This is a genomic window from Streptomyces sp. NPDC052496, from assembly GCF_040679095.1.
Classification (GTDB): Bacteria; Actinomycetota; Actinomycetes; order Streptomycetales; family Streptomycetaceae; genus Streptomyces.
The window spans coordinates 63,982-81,230 of sequence record NZ_JBFAUH010000030.1 but is presented as its reverse complement, the minus strand read 5'-3'; the positions used below and the strand labels follow the sequence as shown (position 1 = coordinate 81,230).

Sequence of the window (17,249 nt, the reverse complement as noted above, 5' to 3'; positions counted from 1 at the left end):
GCACACCCGGCCGGGCTGCCGCCGCGGCTACTTCGCGGCGAACACCGCGACCGTACGCGCCGGGACCGCGAACGTCCCCGTCCGCTTCTCGTACGACGCCTGCCGCACCACCGGGTCCGCGCCGCGCGCCTGCACCCGGTGCAGGCCGTACCGCGCGCCCACGAGCGCCGGTACGCGCTGGAGCTGCCGCTGCGGCGTCGCGTTGAAGACCACCACGAGCTTGCCGAGCCGCATGGTCAGCACGCCCGGCGTCTCGGCCGTCCCCGACAGCGGGAAGGAGAGCGTGCGCTGTACGGCAGCGGCGCTGTCCAGGCCGAAGGCCGGCTCCGCGGCGTGGATGCGCAGCAGGTCGCGGTAGGCCGCGGAGGCGGCGGTGATCTGCGCGCAGCCGGGGCGCAGGGCGGGGTCGGCGAGCAGGGGCCGGGCGTAGGGCCATTTGTCCTTGTTGTCGGCGGCGGGCGGCAGGCCTCGGCCGAAGCCGTTGCCGTCCCGGCAGTCCCAGTGCAGGGCGTTGAACCAGTCGCCGCTGTCGTGCGAGTTGCGGTCCAGCGACTTCGACCGCAGCAGGTCGCTGCCCGCCTGGGAGAGCGCCGGGCCCTGGGAGAGCGCGGCGGTGGCCATGGCCACGACCTGCATCCGGGCGCGGTCGGCGGGCGAGGTGCCCTGCGGGAGTTTGTAGGCGAGGGCGTCGTAGAGCGTCTCGTTGTCATGGGCGTCGGCGTACGCGAGGGCGTCGGCGGGGGTGGCGGCGTATCCGGCGGGGCTGCCGTTGTAGTCGACCTGCGCGCCCTTGACCGTACGGCCGGAGGTGTCGGTGAAGGTGAAGTCGGCGAGGTTGCCGGTGAGGCCGACCTTGAGCAGGTCCTGGTAGTGGAGCAGGCGGGCGCGCTGTTCGGCCGGGCTGCCGTTGGCGGGCGAGGGGTTGGGGTCCGTGAGGAGGCCGGAGGCGAAGCCCTGGACGCGCGGGTCCGGGTCGAAGGGGCCGCCGCCGCGTACGGCGTCCCGGGCGCGGTCGTTGAAGGTGGCGATCCCGGTGCCCGCCATGTTCCGCTGGGTGGCCTGCACGAAGCGCGCGTCGTCCGCGACCTCGCCGAAGTTCCAGCCCTCCCCGTACAGGACGATCGCCTTGCCGTCCACGCCGTCCTCGGCGACGGTCAGCGCGTCCAGGGCCTTGCGTACGGCGAGGATGTTGGCCTTCGGGTGGTGCCCCATGAGGTCGAACCGGAAGCCGTCGACCTTGTACTGCCTGGCCCACGTGACGACCGAGTCGACCACGAGCCGGCCCATCATCAGGTGTTCGGGCGCGGTGTTCGCGCAGCAGGTGGAGGTGGCCACGGAGCCGTCGTCGAGCAGCCGGTGGTAGTAACCGGGCACGATGCGGTCCAGGACGGACAGCGCGCTCTGCCCGCTCGCGGCGGTGTGGTTGTAGACGACGTCCATGACGGTGCGCAGCCCGGCGCCGTTCAGTCCCTGCACCATGCGCCGGAACTCCACGGTCCGCGCGCGCGGCGAATCCGGGTCGGACGCGTACGAGCCCTCCGGCACGGTGTAGTGGAACGGGTCGTACCCCCAGTTGTAGGCGTCCCGCGCGGCGGTCTTCCCCACACACTCCTGCTGCCGCTCGGAGTCGGCGGGCAGTGCGGCCAGGTCGCAGTCCGGCCGGGCCTGGTCGGCGCGCCGCTCCGGGACGGTCGCGATGTCGAAAGCGGGCAGCAGGTGGACGTACGAGGTCCCGGCGTCGGCGAGGGCCTTCAGGTGCCGCATCCCGGCCGAGCGGCGGTCGGTGAAGGCGAGGTACTGGCCCGGGTGGCGCGAGGTGCGGTCCTCGACGGAGAAGTCGCGGATGTGCAGTTCCTGGATGCGGGCCCGGTTCAGCGGCACCGCGGCGGGCTTCCTGAGCCGGTCCCAGCCCTTCGGCGCGAGGCGCGGGTCGGCGAGGTCGACGACGAGGCTGCGCGCGGAGTCGGCGCTCAGGGCGGTCGCGTACGGGTCGGTGACCTTGTTCGTGACGAAGCGGCCGACGCTCGGCGCCCAGACGGTCACCACGTACCGGTACGGCTTGCCCGCCCAGCCGCGTGTGCCCCGCGCCTGCCACACGCCGCTCGCGTCGTCCCGCCGCATCGGCACCGTACGGCCGTCGAGTTCGAGCGCGACGGTGCGGGCGGTCGGCGCCCAGACGGAGAGGGTGGGGCGGCCGCGGCGGAAGACCGGGCCGAGCGGCGCCCCGGCCGCGGCCGGCCCGTAGAGGTCGTCCAGCACGCCCGGGATCTGCACGCCCGTGCTGACGGGCCGCCCGTCCGCGTCCGGCTGGACGGCGACGAGCCGGTCCCGCAGGGCGGTGGCGGCGAGCTTCCGGTCACGCGGGTCGACGGCGAACGCCGGGAAGTGCTTCAGGTGCGGGTACGCGGCCTGCTCGGCGGGGGTGAGGGCGGTGGGTGTCAGCCGTATCCGCCCCGTCGGCCGGTCCGGTCCGGCCGTCCCGAACTCCAGCCGGGCGTCCGCGTGCCGGGCGCCCTTCCAGACCACGGTGTCGCGGTCGATCCACTGCGCTGCCGCCTGGGCCGGAGCCGTCGGCGGCGGCGGTTCGGCATTCGCTGGGAGCGGGGCGGGCAGGACCGCCGCGCACAGGGCCATGGCCACGGCTGCGACGGTACGGCGGAGGGTGCGCCTCACGTAAGGACTCCTTCAGGACGTTCGGGGGCCGGCCGGGCATCGGGCGGAGCGGTCAGCCGCAGCTGCGCGCGCCGACGTGCAGCGCCAGCGCCGTGTTCGGGGCGACCGTGGCGGTGAAGCGCCCGTCCCCGCCCACCGTCACCGGCTTGCGGCTCTGCACGTCGCAGTACGTGCCGGCCGGCAGCCCGGTCTGGAACGTACGGGTCAGCGCGCTGCTCTCGTGGTTGACCACGGCGTAGCCCTTCTCGCCGCGTCCGAAGGCGATGGCGTCGTTGCCGTTGTCCCACCAGTGGGTGACGGCCGTGCCGTGGGTCGCGTTGCGGAAGCCGACCATGGCGCGGATCTCCGGCCAGTTGTGCTGGCACTTCCAACCGTCCTGCCAGCACGCGCGCACCGCGCCCCCGTTGGGCGGGCCCGCGTCGTGGTCGGCGAACTCGTACCCGGAGTGCACGTCCGGCGCCCCGTACGGCCACGCCAGCATGAAGACGTTGGCGAGGGTGTAGTCCGCGCCGTCCTTGTAGCTGAGGGTGGAACCGTTGCGCTCGGTGTCCCAGTTGTCGACGAAGACACCGGACTTCCCGGAGGGCAGGTACGCCCAGCCCTCCCCGAAGTTCTTCAGGTACGCCAGCTTCTCGTTCTGGAACACCCGCTTCAGGTCGCGCCCGTACCGGAATTCCTGTACGTCACCGTTGCCCAGGTACTCGGTGGGCGAGACGGCCTCGCCCTCTCCGTAGATCACTTCCTGCTTCCAGTAGACGGAAGGATCCTTCAACTGCCGCTTGACGGCGGCCAGGTCCTCCGCCGGCATGTGCTTGGCCGCGTCGATCCGGAAGCCGTCCACGCCGAGCGACAGCAGGTCGTTCAGGTACGCGGCGATGCGGGACCGCACGTACGGCTCACCGGTGTCCAGGTCGGCGAGGTCCACCAGTTCGCAGTGCTGCACGTTCCACCGGTCGCGGTAGTCCGTGATCCGCCCGGTGCAGTCGTCCATGTCCTGCCGCTGGTAGATCCCCGGGTAGTCGTACTTCGTGTACGACGAGCCGCCGGTCCCCGTACCCGACCCGGCCGACATGTGGTTGATCACCGCGTCCGCGACGACCTTGACCCCCGCCGCGTGGCAGGCATCGACCATGTTCTTGAAGGACGCGCGGTCACCGAGCCGCCCGGCGATCTTGTAACTGACGGGCTGGTACGAGGTCCACCACTGGCCACCCTGGATGTGCTCGGTGGCCGGCGACACCTCCACGAAGCCGTACCCGGCGGGGCCCAGCGTGTCCTTGCACTCCTTGGCCACCGCGTCGTACCGCCACTCGAAGAGTTCTGCGGTCACGTCCTTCGCCCCGGGCGGGGCCGCCTGCGCGGGCTGCGGCGGCGGGGCGAGGACGGCTGCCGCCGCGCCGCAGAGCAGGGCGAGCGCGGCGGCCACCGGTCTGCGGGCGGACCGGTGCCGGCGGATGCGGACTGCCATGGTGTCCTCCTGAGGGTGGGAGGGGTTCAGCCGTTGTTCTATCCGCCGTGGTTGATTGCTGCAAGAGTTTGCGCAAGGGATTGCAGAGGAGTTGTGCCGCGCCCGGCACACGCCCTACCCGTAAGCCCCCGGCGCCAGGTCCAGCTCCGCGCGCACGGTCTTGCCGACTCCCGCCCGGTCGAGGACAGCCCACCGGGTGGCGAGCGCGGCCACGACGGTCAGGCCGCGGCCCCCGTCGGCGTCCGGCGGCGCGTCCACGAGCCCGTCAGGTCCGGGCGGCCGTCGCTCGGTCCGCGTATCGGTCACCTCGATCCGCAGCGTTCCCGTACGGGCGAGCCCTCCGAGCACCGCGAGCCGCAACTCGAAGTCCCGCCCGGGCACGCGGCCGTGCGTCACGGCGTTGGCCGCCAGCTCCCCCACGACGGCACCGACGTCATCGGAGAACCCGGTGCCGTACGGAAACCCCCACGCGTCGAGCCGATGCACAGCGAGATGACGCGCAAGGCGCGCCCCGAGCCGCGTACTGCTGAAGCGCTGGGTGAACACACGTACGGTGACGGGTGGGTGGGGTGGGCGGGTGATGAGGTGGGTTGGCATGGGGGCAACGGTTGCCGCTCAGGACGGGGGTGGCCAGGCTTTCCGCCCGTACGGAACGTCAGCGTACGGGTGCGCAGGGTGGACGGTACGGGTCACAGGCCGTAACCATGTCCCGATTGTGTGCGTAGACCCCTCGGAGGTGCCGACCCATGGCAGACAGCGCAGACAAGAACGAGCCCGAAGGCACGGACAGCCTCAAAAGCTTCGGGGCCGTGGTCAAGGTGTTCCGGGAACGGGCGGGGCTTACGCAGGAGGGCCTGGCTACGTTGGTGCGGTTCTCCCCGGAGACCATCGCGTCGATCGAGCAAGGCCGCAGGCTCGCGCCGCCGGATTTCATCGGGCGGGCGGAAGAAGTGCTGGGCGCGTTCGGGGTGTTGCGGGCAGCGGCCAAGCACCTGGCCCGTAAGCCTGGCCTGGCAGCGTGGTTCCGGCAATGGGCGGCCCTGGAGGAGCGTGCGATCAACCTGTACACCTACGAGTGCCGGATGGTCCCGGGCCTGCTGCAGACCGAGGCTTACGCGCGTAGCCTGTTCGACACCCTCGTGCCGCCGCTGACCGACGAACAGGTCGAAATTCAGCTCACGGCACGAATGGAACGTCAACGCCTCCTCCGTGAGAGGCCGAACACCACGTTCAGCTTCATTCTCGAAGAGAGCCTCTTCCTGAGGCGTACCGGCGGCGCGGATGTCACCCGGGAACTCATCGACCACGTGCTGGAATGCGCGACTCTCCGGAACGTGGAAATCCAGGTCATGCCGTTGGTGCGGGAGGACCATGCTGGGCTCGGCGGCCCGCTGCAACTGCTCGAAACCCAGCGCAACCGGTGGTACGGGTACTCCGAAGGGCAGCGCACCGGCCACCTGATCTCGGATCCGAAGGAGGTCAGCATCCTGCAGAGGCGGTATGCCAGGATGCGTTCGCAGGCCCTTACGCTGGACGAATCCGTGAGCCTGCTGGAGCGGATCCGAGGAGCACTATGAGCACCACTGACCTGTCCTGGTACAAGTCCAGCTACAGCAGCGGCGATGCTGACAGCTGCGTAGAAATCGCCACCTCCCCCACCGTCATTCGCATCCGCGACTCCAAGAACACCCGAGGCCCCCGCCTCACCGTCTCCCCCCACGCCTGGACCGCCTTCCTCCTCTACGCCACCCGCCGGGCAACCTGACCCGAACCGTCATTGCCCGCCGCCCCGGGTGGCAGTTGCATGGATGCGGTTCTGGCCGCATTCGAGAGAACGGTGGGTTCCGATGGCGACGAGCGACACCCTCGACCGCAAGTTCAGCATCCTCTTCGACTGGTTCGACCGGACCGAGGACGGCTGGCTGACCCACGAGGACTTCGAGGTGATGGCCGGGCTGTTCATGGCGATCGCGAAGCCTGAGGACCACGAGAACCGGGCCGCGCTGCGGGAGGCGTTCGGCCGGTGGTGGGAGGTGCTGCGGGACGCGGGCGGCACGGACAGCGAGGGACGGGTGAGCCGCCAGGCGTTCATCGGCCTGATGCGTTCGCACGTCACCGACCCGAAGACCTTCGAGCACGTCGTGCTCCAGATCGTCGACGCGCTCATGCAGGCCCTCGACACCGACCGCAACGGCATGCTCAGCCAGGACGAGTACGTGCGGATGTACGAGGCCCTGCACATCGAGCCGGCCACCTCGACCCCCGCCTTCCACCGGCTGGACCGCGACGGCGACGGTGCCATCAGCCACGCCGAATTCCGCAAGGCCATCGAGGAGTTCTACCTCAGCCCCGACCCGGACGCCCCGGGCAACTGGCTGCTGGGCTCGCCGCTGATCACGTGAGGCCGGCCCCGGCCCCGGCCCCGACCGTCAGGCCGACGCCTCATGCACCGTGACGAACACGCCGCGCGCCCGCTCCCCCGGTGCCTCGGTCCACGTCGCGCTGATGTGGCCCAGGGGGGTGTCGTCGTTGTCGGCGGCCGTGGTCAGTACGCGGTGTACGCGCAGGACGAGGGGGCGGGGCGTGTGGATGAGGATGTCGGTGCTGGACGGGTTCTGGGCCACCGATTCGGGGCCCTGTACCGTCCCGTGGTCCGGTTCCGCGAAGTGGGCCCGCACCGTGGGGTCGAGGGTGTCGTTCTCGCTCTGGGCGTGGGCTTCGGCCGTGCCGGTCAGGAAGGCGAAGAGCTGGGTGACCAGGACCGGGTCGTGGGTGCCGTCGTAGACCCAGCGCTTGCCGAGTACGCCGTGCTCCAGGGTGCCGATGAGGGCGTGGCCGGCGCCGGGGAGGGGGGCTCCGCGGTAGGTGAACGGGACGAGGTAGTGGACGGGGGCGGGGCCGGCCGTGTCGGTGGCGACCATGAACTCCATGCCTACCTCGCCCGCCGGGTCGTCGAGGCGGAAGCCGCCGGCCTTGGTGAGGTCCGGGGCCGTCCCGTCGCCGGCGTACCAGGGCTGGGCGGGGAGCCAGGAGGCCAGCAGCTCCAGCTTGGTGGGCGAGAGGGTGGTGCGGTGGATGATGGACATGGGACGCCGCCTTTCCCGAGTCCGGTCACGGTGACCGGGTGACTGGTGGTGCTCCGGTGCATCCTGCCACCCGTGTTCGCCGCCTATCACGCCGCGGGCGGTAACCGCGCCGTCGAGCCGCGCACCACCAGCTCCGGCTGGAAGACGAATTCCGTGTGCCGGTCCGGTGAGCGGTCGCCGTCCTCGCGGGCGCGGATCTCCTCGATCAGCGCGTCCACGGCCGCCGAGGCCATCGCCCGCACCGGCTGGCGCACGGTCGTCAGCGGCGGGTCGGTGAAGGCGATGAGCTGGGAGTCGTCGAAGCCGACGACGGAGATCCGGCCCGGTACGTCCAGGCCGCGCTGGCGGGCCGCCCGTACCGCGCCGAGGGCCATCAGGTCGCTGCCGCAGACGATCGCCGTGCAGCCCTCGTCCAGCAGCGACGCCGCCGCCGCGTGACCGCCTTCGACGCCGAACAGCGTGTGCCGGACGAGCCCTTCGGCCCGCCCCGTCCGCAGGCCGAACGTCTCGGTCAGCGCCGCGACGAAGCCTTCGGCCTTGCGGCGCGACGGGACGTAGCGGACCGGGCCGACGGCCAGGCCGATGTCGCGGTGGCCGAGTTCGGCGAGGTGGCGTACGGCCATGCGGGCGGCGGCCCGGTCGTCCGGGGAGACGAAGGGCGCGGCGACGCCCTCGTGGTAGCCGTTGATGAGGACGTACGGGAGGCCGCGGTCGGTGAGGCGGGTGTAGCGGGTGGGGTCGGTGGTGCTGTCGGAGTGGAGGCCGGAGAGGAAGATGATGCCGGTGACGCCGCGGGCTTCGAGCTGCTCGACGAGTTCGTCCTCCGTGGCGCCGCCGGGGAGCTGGGTGCACAGCACCGGCGTGTAGCCGTGGCCGGCCAGGGCCTGCTCGATGAGCTGGGCGAAGGCCGGGAAGATCGGGTTGGTCAGCTCGGGGACGATCAGGCCGACCAGTCCGGCGCTGGCGCGGCGCAGCCGTACGGGGCGTTCGCAGCCGAGCACGTCGAGGGCGGCCAGCACCCGCTGCCGGGTGCCGCTGGCCACGCCCGCCTTCCCGTTGAGCACCCGGCTGACGGTCGCCTCGCTGACCTGGGCCTGCGCGGCGATGCGCGCCAGCCGGGGGCCGCTGCCCCCGGCCGGCGGCGCCTCGGTGTGGTCGGTCACGCTTCCCACCACACGGCGGTGTCCGCCGGGAGGGTGAGTTCGTCGTCCACGGTGCGGAGTTCGACGGAGCAGAGCAGCGGGCGCCAGCCGGGGTGGACGGGGGCGCGTACGGGCTCCGACGTGGTGTTGACCGTGCACACGAAGCCGCCGGGGCGCCGGAAGGCCAGGACGCCGTCGGGGGCGTCCAGCCACTCGACCGCGTCGCCCGCCCCGAGTCCGGGGTGGCTGCGGCGCAGCGCGAGGGCGGCGCGGTACAGCTCCAGCATGGAGGCCGGGTCGCCGGTCTGGGCGGCGACGCTCAGGCGCGCCCACTCGGGCGGCTGCGGGAGCCAGCTGCCACCCGTACCGAAGCCGTACGGTGCCGTGTCGCCGGACCACGGGATCGGGACGCGGCAGCCGTCGCGCAGCCCGTCCTGGCCGTCGCCGCGGAAGAACGCGGGGTCCTGGCGGACCTCGTCGGGCAGGTCGGTGACCTCGGGGAGGCCCAGTTCCTCGCCCTGGTAGACGTACGCGGAGCCGGGCAGCGCGAGCATCAGCAGGGCCGCGGCGCGGGCGCGGCGGCCGTCGCCGCCGAGGCGGGTGGTGTGCCGTACGACGTCGTGGTTGGACAGGACCCAGGTGGTGGGGGCGCCTACGGGCCGCATGGCGTCGAGGGAGTCGTCGATGGCGGCGCGGAGGGCGGCGGCGTCCCACGCGGTGCCGAGGTAGTGGAAGTTGAACGCCTGGTGGAGTTCGTCGGGGCGCAGGTAGAGGGCGGTGCGGTCGGCGCTGGGGGTCCAGGCCTCGGCGACGCCGATGCGCTCGCCCGCGTACTCGTCCAGGACGCGGCGCCAGGAGCGGTAGATCTCGTGGACGCCGTCCTGGTCGAAGAACGGCAGCACCTGGTTGCCGAGCAGCTTGAGCTGTCCGGTGCGGCCCATGTCGGGCAGGCCGGGGGCCTTGACCAGGCCGTGGGCGACGTCGATGCGGAAGCCGTCCACGCCGAGGTCGAGCCAGAAGCGCAGGATGGAGCGGAACTCGTCCTGGACGGCCGGGCTGTCCCAGTTGAAGTCGGGCTGTTCGGGGGCGAAGAGGTGGAGGTACCACTCGCCGTCGGCGACGCGGGTCCAGGCCGGGCCGCCGAAGACGGATTCCCAGTCGTTGGGCGGGAGTTCGCCGTTCTCGCCGCGGCCCTTGCGGAAGTGGAAGCGGTCGCGGAGCGTCGAGCCGGGGCCCTCGTCCAGTGCCTGCCGGAACCAGGCGTGCTGGTCGGAGCAGTGGTTGGGGACGACGTCGACGATGATGCGCAGGCCCAGGCCGTGCGCGTCGCGGATGACGGCCTCGGCGTCGGCGAGGGTGCCGAAGGCGGGGTCGATGACGCGGTAATCGGCGACGTCGTAGCCCGCGTCGGCCTGCGGGGAGGAGTAGAAGGGGCTGAGCCAGACGGCATCGACGCCCAGGTCCTTCAGGTACGGCAGGCGCGTACGGATGCCGGGCAGGTCGCCCATGCCGTCACCGTTGCCGTCGGCGAAGCTGCGCGGATAGACCTGGTAGATCACCGCGTCGCGCCACCACTGGGTGGCTGCGGACGCGGCCGGGTCCGCGGCGTCGGCGGTCGCTCCATGGGTGTGGTGCTCGGTGGTCATGTCATCCCTTGGTGGTGCCGGAGGTCAGTCCGGCGACGAGGTGGCGTTGGGCGAAGGCGAAGACCAGACCCGCGGGCACCGCGATGATCACGGCGGCGGCGGTCATCGAGCCCCAGTCGTTGACGTACTGGTTGACGAAGGTCTGCAGGCCGCCGGCGAGGGTCAGGTTCTCCTCGCCGGTCATGAAGGCGGAGGCGTACGCGACCTCGGCCCAGGCCGTCACGAAGGTGTAGAAGCCGGTGACGGCCAGGCCGGGGCGGGCGAGCGGCAGGACCAGGCGCCAGAAGGTGCCGAAGGGGTTGAGGCCGTCGACGCGTCCGGCTTCGTCGATCTCCACCGGGATGGTGTCGAAGAACCCTTTCATCATCCAGGCGCAGAACGGGACGGCGATGGTCAGGTACGTGACGACCAGGCCGGCCGGCTGGTTGAGCAGGCCCAGGCTCGCCATCAGGTTGTACAGCGGCACGATCAGCACGGCGACCGGGAACATCTGGGTGATCAGCAGCAGCCACATCAGCGGCCGCATGCCGGGGAAGCGGAAGCGGCTGACGGCGTAGCCGGTGGTGGCCGCGACGAAGACGCCGACGGCGGTGGTGATGCCGACGACCACCAGGGAGTTGCCGAACCAGGTCAGGAACTGGGTGTCGGCGATCACGTGCCGGTAGTTCGCGAAGGTGAAGTTGGTGACCAGTTCGGTGGAGAAGGCGTCGTTCTTCGGCTTGAAGGACGTGATCAGCAGCCACAGCGGCGGGAAGACCGCGACGGCGGCGGCGGTCAGCAGGGTCAGGTGCAGGCCGGCGGAGGCCAGCGGGCCGCGCCGGTTGCGCTGGTTGCGTGTACTCGTGGTCCGGTTCACCAGACTTCTCCCTGCTTGCGGAGCGAGCGCCGGTAGACGACCGCGATCAGCGACAGCAGGAGCAGGATCAGCACGCCCCAGGCGGCCGAGCCGGCGAAGTCCCGCGGGCTGTCGACGAAGGAGAGCCGGTAGGCGTACGTCACCAGGATCTCGGTGGCGTCGCCGGGGCCGCCCCGGGTGAGCAGGTAGATCACCGGGAACATGTTGAACGTCCAGATGGTGGAGAGCAGGATCACGGTGCTGCTCACGCCGCGCAGACCGGGCAGGGTGATGTTGCGGAACCGCTGCCAGGCGTTGGCCCCGTCCATCTCGGCGGCCTCGTACAGCTCGCCCGGGATCGACTGGAGACCGCCGAGCAGCGCGACGAGCATGAACGGTACGCCCAGCCAGACGTTGACGGCGATGACCGACAGCTTGGCCCAGGTCGGGTCGTTCAGCCACGGCACCGCGTCGATGCCGCCGCCCGCCAGGAGCTTGTTCAGCAGGCCGTTCTTCTCGTTGTAGAGCAGCCGCCAGGTGAAGACGGAGACGAAGGCGGGGATGGCCCAGGGCAGGATCAGCGCCAGCCGGTAGAAAGTGCGGCCGCGCAGCGTGCGGTTGAGCAGGTTGGCGAGGGTCAGGCCGATGGCGAAGGTGAGGGTGACGCAGGCGACCGTCCACACCACGGTCCAGCCGAGCCGGCCCCAGAAGACGCTGTCGCCGAGGACCGCGGTGTAGTTGTCCAGGCCGGTGAACTTGTAGGTGGCCGGGATGTGGTTCATCCCGATGTTGCGCTCGACGTTGGCCTCGTTGGCGTCGGTCAGCGACAGGTACACGCCGCGGACCAGCGGGTAGCCGATGATGACGCCGATGACGAGGACCACCGGGGCGACCATGGTCCAGGCGTACCAGTGGGTGCTCAGGGTTCTGCGCACCCGGCCCGGCGGTGCGGCGGCGGCCTCCTTCCGCCGGGTCCGGGACAGCTGTGCGGTGTCCGTCACTTGTAGTCCTTGAGGAGCTTGCGGTAGCTGTCGCCGACGGCCTTGGCGGCCTGCTCGGGGGTGCTGGCGCCGGTGAGGACCTTGTTCATCTGGACCTTGATCGGCTCGAACAGCGCGTTGCCCTCGGCGATCCAGGGGCGCTGGACGGCCTTCTCGACGGCGGGCTTGAAGAAGCCGACCATCTCGTTGTTCTTGACAGACGGGATCTCGTAGACGGACTTGCGGGTGGGCAGCAGGCTCAGCTGCTCGGTGGTCTGCTGCTGGATCTTCGCCGAGCTCATGTACTTGGCGAAGGCGTAGGACGCCTGGAGGTTCTTCGAGCCCGCGTAGACGGAGAGGTTCCAGCCGCCCTGCGGGGAGCCCTGGGAGGCGCTGCCGCCCGGTACGGGCGCGACGCCCAGGTTCTTCTTGTCCTTGAACTCCTTGCCCGCGCGGACGCCTTCGATGTCCCACGGACCGCTGACCGCCATCGCGACGCTGCCGTCCTTGAGGGCCTTGAGCTGGTTCTCCTGGCCGTCGGTGGCGTCGGTGACGGCGGCCTTGGAGTCGACCAGGTCCTTGATGGCCTTGAACGCCTTGACGCCGGCGTCGTCGTCGATCGTGACGATCTTGTCGCGGGCGTCGACCAGGTCGCCGCCCTCGCCGTACAGGTACGGCAGGAACCAGTACGGGTCGTCGCCGCGCAGGTACAGCGCGGTGGCGCCGGTCTTCTCCTTGATCTGCCTGGCGGCGGCGGTCAGCTCGGCGAAGGTCTTGGGCACCCCGACACCGGCCTGCTTGAGCAGCCGCTTGTTGTAGAAGAGGCCGAGGGTGTCGGTGACCTGCGGCACCGCGTAGGTCTTGTCCTTGAACCTGGTGCTGCCGAGGGCCTGCGGCAGGTAGTCACCGGCGTCGTCCAGGGCCGGGGTGCCGTCCAGCGGGGCGAGGTAGCCGAGGTTGGCGAAGTCGGCGACCCAGGCGACCTCGGTGCGCATCACGTCGGGGGCGCCCGCACCGGCCCCCGCGGCGTTCTTGAACTTGGCGTTGGCCTCGCCGAACGCGACGCTGACGTACTTGACGTCGACCTTCGGGTGTTCCTTCTCGAAGCTCTCGGCCAGCTTCTTGTACGTGGCCTTCTCGGCGTCGTTGGAGGTGTCCCAGAAGGTCACGGTGCCCGACAGCTCGCCACCGCTCTGCTGGTCGCCTCCGCCGCCGCCACCTCCGCACGCTGTCGCCGTCAGTGCCAGACCCGCGACCAACGCGGTGGCCACTATGCCACGCCGCATGTGAACTCCTTAGGGGGACGCCCGAGATGGCGCCGGAACGCCTCGCTCGGCCGTTCGGAACGCCTGTGATGGCGGACAGGAACGTAACAGCGTGGAAATGAATTCGAAAGACCTTGCGGCAAATTTCTGCAAGGTCTCAGGAAGGTTTCGGTGGGGGCGGCGCCCGCGCACGCCGCGCCCACCGCACCCCCGCAAGCCGCTCACCAGGGCCGCGAGCGCCCATAGGCCCGTCACCCCGCCGTGTCCCGCGCGTTGAGCCCGTAGACGACCGTCCGCCGATCGATGCCTGGACCCTGCAAGACGATGCATGGACGCTCTGCCCCGAAACGCCCCACTCTCGACAGGGATGCCAGATGACCCAGGAGCTGACCTCGACCGATCCCGGCCGCACGCCCGCGCCGCCCGGCAGGCGCCCCGGCTGGTGGCGCGACGCCGTCATCTACCAGGTGTACGTCCGCTCCTTCGCCGACTGCGACGGGGACGGCATCGGCGACCTGCGCGGCGCCCGCGAACGCCTGCCGTACCTGCGCGAACTGGGCGTGGACGCCGTCTGGCTCACCCCCTTCTACGCCTCCCCGCAGGCCGACGGCGGCTACGACGTCGCCGATTACCGCGCCGTCGACCCACTGTTCGGCAGCCTCCAGGACGCCGACGACCTGGTACGGGCCGCGCACGCACTGGGCCTGCGGGTGATCGTCGACATCGTGCCCAACCACACCTCCGACCAGCACCCCTGGTTCCAGGACCCGGAACTGGCCCGGCGGCGCTACATCTTCCGCCCCGGCAAGGGCGCGTCGGGCGAGCTGCCGCCCAACGACTGGGAGTCGGTCTTCGGCGGGCCCGCCTGGACCCGTACCGAACGCGGCGACTGGTACCTGCACCTGTTCGCCCCGCAGCAACCCGACCTGAACTGGGACGATCCGGACGTGCACGCCGAGTTCGCGTCGGTCCTGCGGTTCTGGCTCGACCTCGGCGTGGACGGCTTCCGCATCGACGTCGCCCACGGCATGGTCAAGGCGCCCGGCCTGCCCGACATCGGCCACAAGGAGCAGGCCAAGCTCATCGGCAGCCAGGTTCTGCCCTTCTTCGACCAGGACGGCGTGCACGAGATCCACCGCTCCTGGCGCCGCCTGCTGGACTCCTACCCCGGCGAGCGCATCGCCGTCGCCGAGGCGTGGGCCCCCAGCCCCGAACGCCTCGCCCTGTACGTCCGCGCCGACGAGTGCCACCAGGCGTTCAACTTCCAGTTCCTGACCGCCGACTGGTCCGCCGCCTCGCTGCGCACCGTCATCGACGCCTCCCTCGCCGCGACCACCTCGGTCGGCGCCACCACCTCCTGGGTGCTGTCCAACCACGACGTGGTGCGGCACGCGACCCGGCTGGGCGGCCTGCACCGGGCCCGCGCCGCCACGCTCATGATGCTCGCGCTGCCCGGCTCGGCCTACCTGTACCAGGGCGAGGAACTGGGCCTGCCGGAAGTCACCGACCTGCCCGACGAGGTACGCCAGGACCCCGCCTTCTTCCGCGGCGACGGGCAGGACGGCTTCCGTGACGGCTGCCGCGTCCCGCTGCCCTGGTACGGCGAGACGGCCGCGTACGGCTTCGGGCCCGGCGGCAGCTGGCTGCCCCAGCCGCGCGCCTGGAAGGACCTCTCCGTACGGGCCCAGACCGGCGACCCGTCCTCCACCCTGGAGCTCTACCGCGCGGCGCTCGCCCTGCGCCGCGAACACCCCTGCCTCGGGGACGGCGGCCTCGCCTGGGCCGACGCCCCCGAAGGGCTGCTGGCCTTCACCCGTACCGGCCGGCCGGGCCGTACGGGCCTGATGTGCACCCTCAACACCCTGGACCGCGCCGTCGAACTCCCGCTCCCCGGACGGGTACTGCTCTCCTCCGCGACGGTCGCCGCCGAAGGCGCCACCGCCGTCCTGCCGGGCGACTCCTGCACCTGGTGGGCCGTCTGACGGTCGCACCCGGCGGCCTTCCGGGGCCGGCCCGGGAGCCGTGCGGCCGACCGGAAGGGCCGTCCGGCCCGCCGGACGGTGCGGGCAGCGTGGGCAATCCGACAGCCGACGGGTACAGTCCCCTCCATGACCGCCCGGCTGTCCGACATCGCAGCGCAGGCGGGTGTCAGCGAGGCCACCGTCAGCCGGGTGCTCAACGGAAAACCCGGTGTCTCCGCGACCACCCGCCAGTCCGTGCTGGCCGCACTCGACGTCCTCGGGTACGAGCGGCCCGTCCGGCTGCGGCAGCGCAGCGCCGGGCTGGTCGGCCTGATAACTCCGGAGCTGGAGAACCCGATCTTCCCGGCGTTCGCGCAGGTCATCGGCCAGGCGCTGACCCGCCAGGGCTACACCCCGGTGCTGGCCACCCAGACGCCCGGCGGCTCCACCGAGGACGAGCTGACCGAGATGCTGGTGGACCGCGGCGTCGCCGGAATCATCTTCGTCTCCGGCCTGCACGCGGACACCTCCGCGGACATGCAGCGCTACGAGCAGCTGCGCGGCCAGGGCGTGCCCTTCGTGCTGATCAACGGCTTCTCCGACAAGGTGCAGGCACCCTTCGTCTCACCGGACGACCGGGCCGCGATCCGCCTCGCCGTCACCCATCTGGCGGCACTGGGCCACGAGCGGATCGGGCTGGCCCTCGGGCCGAAGCGCTTCGTGCCCGTACAGCGCAAGATCGAAGGCTTTCTGCACAGCATGCGGGAGCAGCTCGGCCTGGACCGGGAGGCGGCCCAGGAGCTGATCCAGCACTCCCTGTACTCCCTGGAGGGCGGGCAGGCCGCGGCCGGCGCGCTGCTCTCCCGCGGCTGTACGGCGGTGGTGTGCGCCAGCGACATGATGGCGCTCGGCGCGATCCGGGCCGCCCGGCAGCAGGGCCTGGAGGTGCCCAGGGAGGTCTCCGTCGTCGGGTTCGACGACTCCCCGCTGATCGCCTTCACGGACCCTCCGCTGACCACGATCCGCCAGCCGGTCACCGCGATGGGCCAGGCGGCGGTGCGCGCCCTGCTGGAGGAGGTCGGGGGCACCCCGGCGCCGCACAGCGAGTTCGTCTTCCACCCGGAGCTGGTCGTACGCGGTTCAACCGCTTCGGCCCCGAAGACCGCCCGGATCCCCGCTCCGGCGGCCTCCGCCGACACCGGCGGCGGGCTTCCGACCCCGTCGTGACCCAGAAGCACCCCCGACCCGGGTAGGGGGTGCCGCCTCCCTCCAAGGTGCTACGCGCGGCCCTCCAGGACCAGACCTGAGGGTGATCGGCCGACGACCCGTTTCTGGCAGACTGTCTGCCTATGGGTGAAGCGCATGTGAAGACTCTTGACGGCCGTACGGCCGTGCCGCCACCCACCGAGGATGCCGCGCCGGGCGCGCCCTCCGGTGGCCGGCTGGCCCGCCTGCGCTCCCCCCGCGCCCCCCGCCTGTGGTTCGAGATCCTGCTGATCGCGGTCAGCTACTGGGTCTACTCCCTCATCCGTAACGCGGTGCCCGAGCAGAAGGCCCAGGCGCTGAAGAACGCGGACTGGATCTGGCAGGCCGAGCAGACCCTCGGCATAGCTGTGGAGAAGACCGTCAACCACGCCGTCGACTCGGTGACCTGGCTCATCGTCTCGATGAACTACTACTACGCCACCCTGCACTTCATCCTGACCATCGGTGTGCTGGTCTGGCTCTACCGCTGGCATCCCGGCCGGTACGCGGCCGCCCGCCTCGCCCTCTTCGCCACCACGGGTGTCGCCCTCATCGGCTACTACTTCTACCCGCTGGCCCCGCCCCGCCTGATGAGCGGCGGCGGCTTCATCGACACCGTCATCGTCCACCACACCTGGGGTTCGATGGCCTCCGGCAACCTGGCCTCGATGTCCAACCAGTACGCGGCGATGCCGTCCATGCACATCGGGTGGTCACTGTGGTGCGGCGTGATGATCGCGCTGATCGCCCGGCCGGTGTGGGCGAAGGTCCTCGGCCTGCTCTACCCGACGACGACCCTGATGGTCATCGTCTCCACCGCCAACCACTTCTGGCTCGACGCGGTGGGCGGCATACTGTGCCTCGCCTTCGGTATCGGCCTGGCCTTCGCCTGGTACGCGGCGCTGCCGCACCGGCTGCCGCGGCGGGTGGGCGCGGCCTGAGGCCCCT

At 71.2% G+C, this 17,249-nt stretch carries 15 protein-coding genes; 6 read left to right on the top strand and 9 right to left on the bottom strand.

Going from position 1 to position 17,249, the window contains the following annotated elements:
- Nucleotides 1–27: 27 nt before the first annotated feature.
- From pulA to AB0L45_RS32605, 3 genes are all read right to left on the bottom strand, one after another.
- Nucleotides 28–2,673 carry a pullulanase-type alpha-1,6-glucosidase gene (pulA, locus tag AB0L45_RS32615; protein ID WP_365846433.1) on the bottom strand — a complete coding sequence of 882 codons (2,646 nt, stop codon included), beginning with the start codon at nucleotides 2,671–2,673 and terminating at the stop codon, nucleotides 28–30.
- A gap of 52 nt (nucleotides 2,674–2,725) precedes the next feature.
- A complete protein-coding gene (locus AB0L45_RS32610; protein ID WP_365846431.1) occupies nucleotides 2,726–4,141 on the bottom strand; it encodes an alpha-amylase family protein in 1,416 nt (471 codons plus the stop codon).
- A gap of 114 nt (nucleotides 4,142–4,255) precedes the next feature.
- Entirely contained in the window at nucleotides 4,256–4,738 is a 483-nt protein-coding gene (locus tag AB0L45_RS32605) for an ATP-binding protein (protein ID WP_365846429.1), read from the bottom strand.
- A 149-nt stretch (nucleotides 4,739–4,887) separates the two neighbouring features.
- On the opposite strand from AB0L45_RS32605, the gene AB0L45_RS32600 reads away from it, so the two are divergent.
- From AB0L45_RS32600 to AB0L45_RS32590, 3 genes are all read left to right on the top strand, one after another.
- A complete protein-coding gene (locus AB0L45_RS32600; protein ID WP_365846427.1) occupies nucleotides 4,888–5,718 on the top strand; it encodes a helix-turn-helix transcriptional regulator in 831 nt (276 codons plus the stop codon).
- Complete coding sequence (locus AB0L45_RS32595; protein WP_365846425.1) at nucleotides 5,715–5,906, top strand: DUF397 domain-containing protein; 192 nt, start codon at nucleotides 5,715–5,717, stop codon at nucleotides 5,904–5,906. Before AB0L45_RS32600 ends, AB0L45_RS32595 begins: the two co-directional genes overlap by 4 nt.
- Before the next feature lie 82 nt (nucleotides 5,907–5,988).
- A complete protein-coding gene (locus AB0L45_RS32590) occupies nucleotides 5,989–6,543 on the top strand; it encodes an EF-hand domain-containing protein (RefSeq protein WP_365846423.1) in 555 nt (184 codons plus the stop codon).
- Between the two features lie 27 nt (nucleotides 6,544–6,570).
- On the opposite strand, the gene AB0L45_RS32585 is transcribed toward AB0L45_RS32590, so the two are convergent.
- The 6 genes from AB0L45_RS32585 to AB0L45_RS32560 form a co-directional block, all read right to left on the bottom strand.
- Complete coding sequence (locus tag AB0L45_RS32585) at nucleotides 6,571–7,227, bottom strand: 1,4-alpha-glucan branching protein (RefSeq protein WP_365846421.1); 657 nt, start codon at nucleotides 7,225–7,227, stop codon at nucleotides 6,571–6,573.
- 86 nt (nucleotides 7,228–7,313) lie between these two features.
- Entirely contained in the window at nucleotides 7,314–8,390 is a 1,077-nt protein-coding gene (locus tag AB0L45_RS32580; RefSeq protein WP_365846419.1) for a LacI family DNA-binding transcriptional regulator, read from the bottom strand.
- Nucleotides 8,387–10,015: a glycoside hydrolase family 13 protein gene (locus AB0L45_RS32575; RefSeq protein WP_365846417.1), complete on the bottom strand. Its 1,629-nt coding sequence runs from the start codon at nucleotides 10,013–10,015 to the stop codon at nucleotides 8,387–8,389. Before AB0L45_RS32575 ends, AB0L45_RS32580 begins: the two co-directional genes overlap by 4 nt.
- A 1-nt stretch (nucleotide 10,016) precedes the next feature.
- Nucleotides 10,017–10,871: a carbohydrate ABC transporter permease gene (locus tag AB0L45_RS32570; RefSeq protein ID WP_365846415.1), complete on the bottom strand. Its 855-nt coding sequence runs from the start codon at nucleotides 10,869–10,871 to the stop codon at nucleotides 10,017–10,019.
- Complete coding sequence (locus AB0L45_RS32565) at nucleotides 10,868–11,746, bottom strand: sugar ABC transporter permease (protein ID WP_365846477.1); 879 nt, start codon at nucleotides 11,744–11,746, stop codon at nucleotides 10,868–10,870. The genes AB0L45_RS32570 and AB0L45_RS32565 overlap by 4 nt, the downstream gene beginning before the upstream one ends.
- A gap of 101 nt (nucleotides 11,747–11,847) precedes the next feature.
- Complete coding sequence (locus AB0L45_RS32560; RefSeq protein WP_365846413.1) at nucleotides 11,848–13,116, bottom strand: extracellular solute-binding protein; 1,269 nt, start codon at nucleotides 13,114–13,116, stop codon at nucleotides 11,848–11,850.
- Nucleotides 13,117–13,469: 353 nt separating this feature from the next.
- On the opposite strand from AB0L45_RS32560, the gene AB0L45_RS32555 reads away from it, so the two are divergent.
- The 3 genes from AB0L45_RS32555 (at nucleotide 13,470) to AB0L45_RS32545 (ending at nucleotide 17,242) form a co-directional block, all read left to right on the top strand.
- The gene (locus tag AB0L45_RS32555) at nucleotides 13,470–15,077 is read left to right on the top strand and encodes a glycoside hydrolase family 13 protein (protein WP_365846411.1); all 1,608 of its coding nucleotides are present in this window, start codon (nucleotides 13,470–13,472) and stop codon (nucleotides 15,075–15,077) included.
- A gap of 126 nt (nucleotides 15,078–15,203) precedes the next feature.
- Nucleotides 15,204–16,283, top strand: a complete 1,080-nt coding sequence (locus AB0L45_RS32550) for a LacI family DNA-binding transcriptional regulator (RefSeq protein ID WP_365846409.1) — start codon at nucleotides 15,204–15,206, stop codon at nucleotides 16,281–16,283.
- 122 nt (nucleotides 16,284–16,405) lie between these two features.
- Entirely contained in the window at nucleotides 16,406–17,242 is an 837-nt protein-coding gene (locus AB0L45_RS32545) for a phosphatase PAP2 family protein (protein WP_365846407.1), read from the top strand.
- Nucleotides 17,243–17,249: the final 7 nt, after the last annotated feature.

Coding starts and splice junctions, on each gene's coding strand:
- AB0L45_RS32610 (WP_365846431.1), bottom strand. CDS start 4,141: ATGGCAGTCCGCATCCGCCGGCACCGGTCCGCCCGCAGACCGGTGGCC.
- AB0L45_RS32605 (WP_365846429.1), bottom strand. CDS start 4,738: ATGCCAACCCACCTCATCACCCGCCCACCCCACCCACCCGTCACCGTA.
- AB0L45_RS32600 (WP_365846427.1), top strand. CDS start 4,888: ATGGCAGACAGCGCAGACAAGAACGAGCCCGAAGGCACGGACAGCCTC.
- AB0L45_RS32595 (WP_365846425.1), top strand. CDS start 5,715: ATGAGCACCACTGACCTGTCCTGGTACAAGTCCAGCTACAGCAGCGGC.
- AB0L45_RS32590 (WP_365846423.1), top strand. CDS start 5,989: ATGGCGACGAGCGACACCCTCGACCGCAAGTTCAGCATCCTCTTCGAC.
- AB0L45_RS32585 (WP_365846421.1), bottom strand. CDS start 7,227: ATGTCCATCATCCACCGCACCACCCTCTCGCCCACCAAGCTGGAGCTG.
- AB0L45_RS32575 (WP_365846417.1), bottom strand. CDS start 10,015: ATGACCACCGAGCACCACACCCATGGAGCGACCGCCGACGCCGCGGAC.
- AB0L45_RS32565 (WP_365846477.1), bottom strand. CDS start 11,746: ATGGTCGCCCCGGTGGTCCTCGTCATCGGCGTCATCATCGGCTACCCG.
- AB0L45_RS32560 (WP_365846413.1), bottom strand. CDS start 13,116: ATGCGGCGTGGCATAGTGGCCACCGCGTTGGTCGCGGGTCTGGCACTG.
- AB0L45_RS32555 (WP_365846411.1), top strand. CDS start 13,470: ATGACCCAGGAGCTGACCTCGACCGATCCCGGCCGCACGCCCGCGCCG.
- AB0L45_RS32550 (WP_365846409.1), top strand. CDS start 15,204: ATGACCGCCCGGCTGTCCGACATCGCAGCGCAGGCGGGTGTCAGCGAG.
- AB0L45_RS32545 (WP_365846407.1), top strand. CDS start 16,406: ATGGGTGAAGCGCATGTGAAGACTCTTGACGGCCGTACGGCCGTGCCG.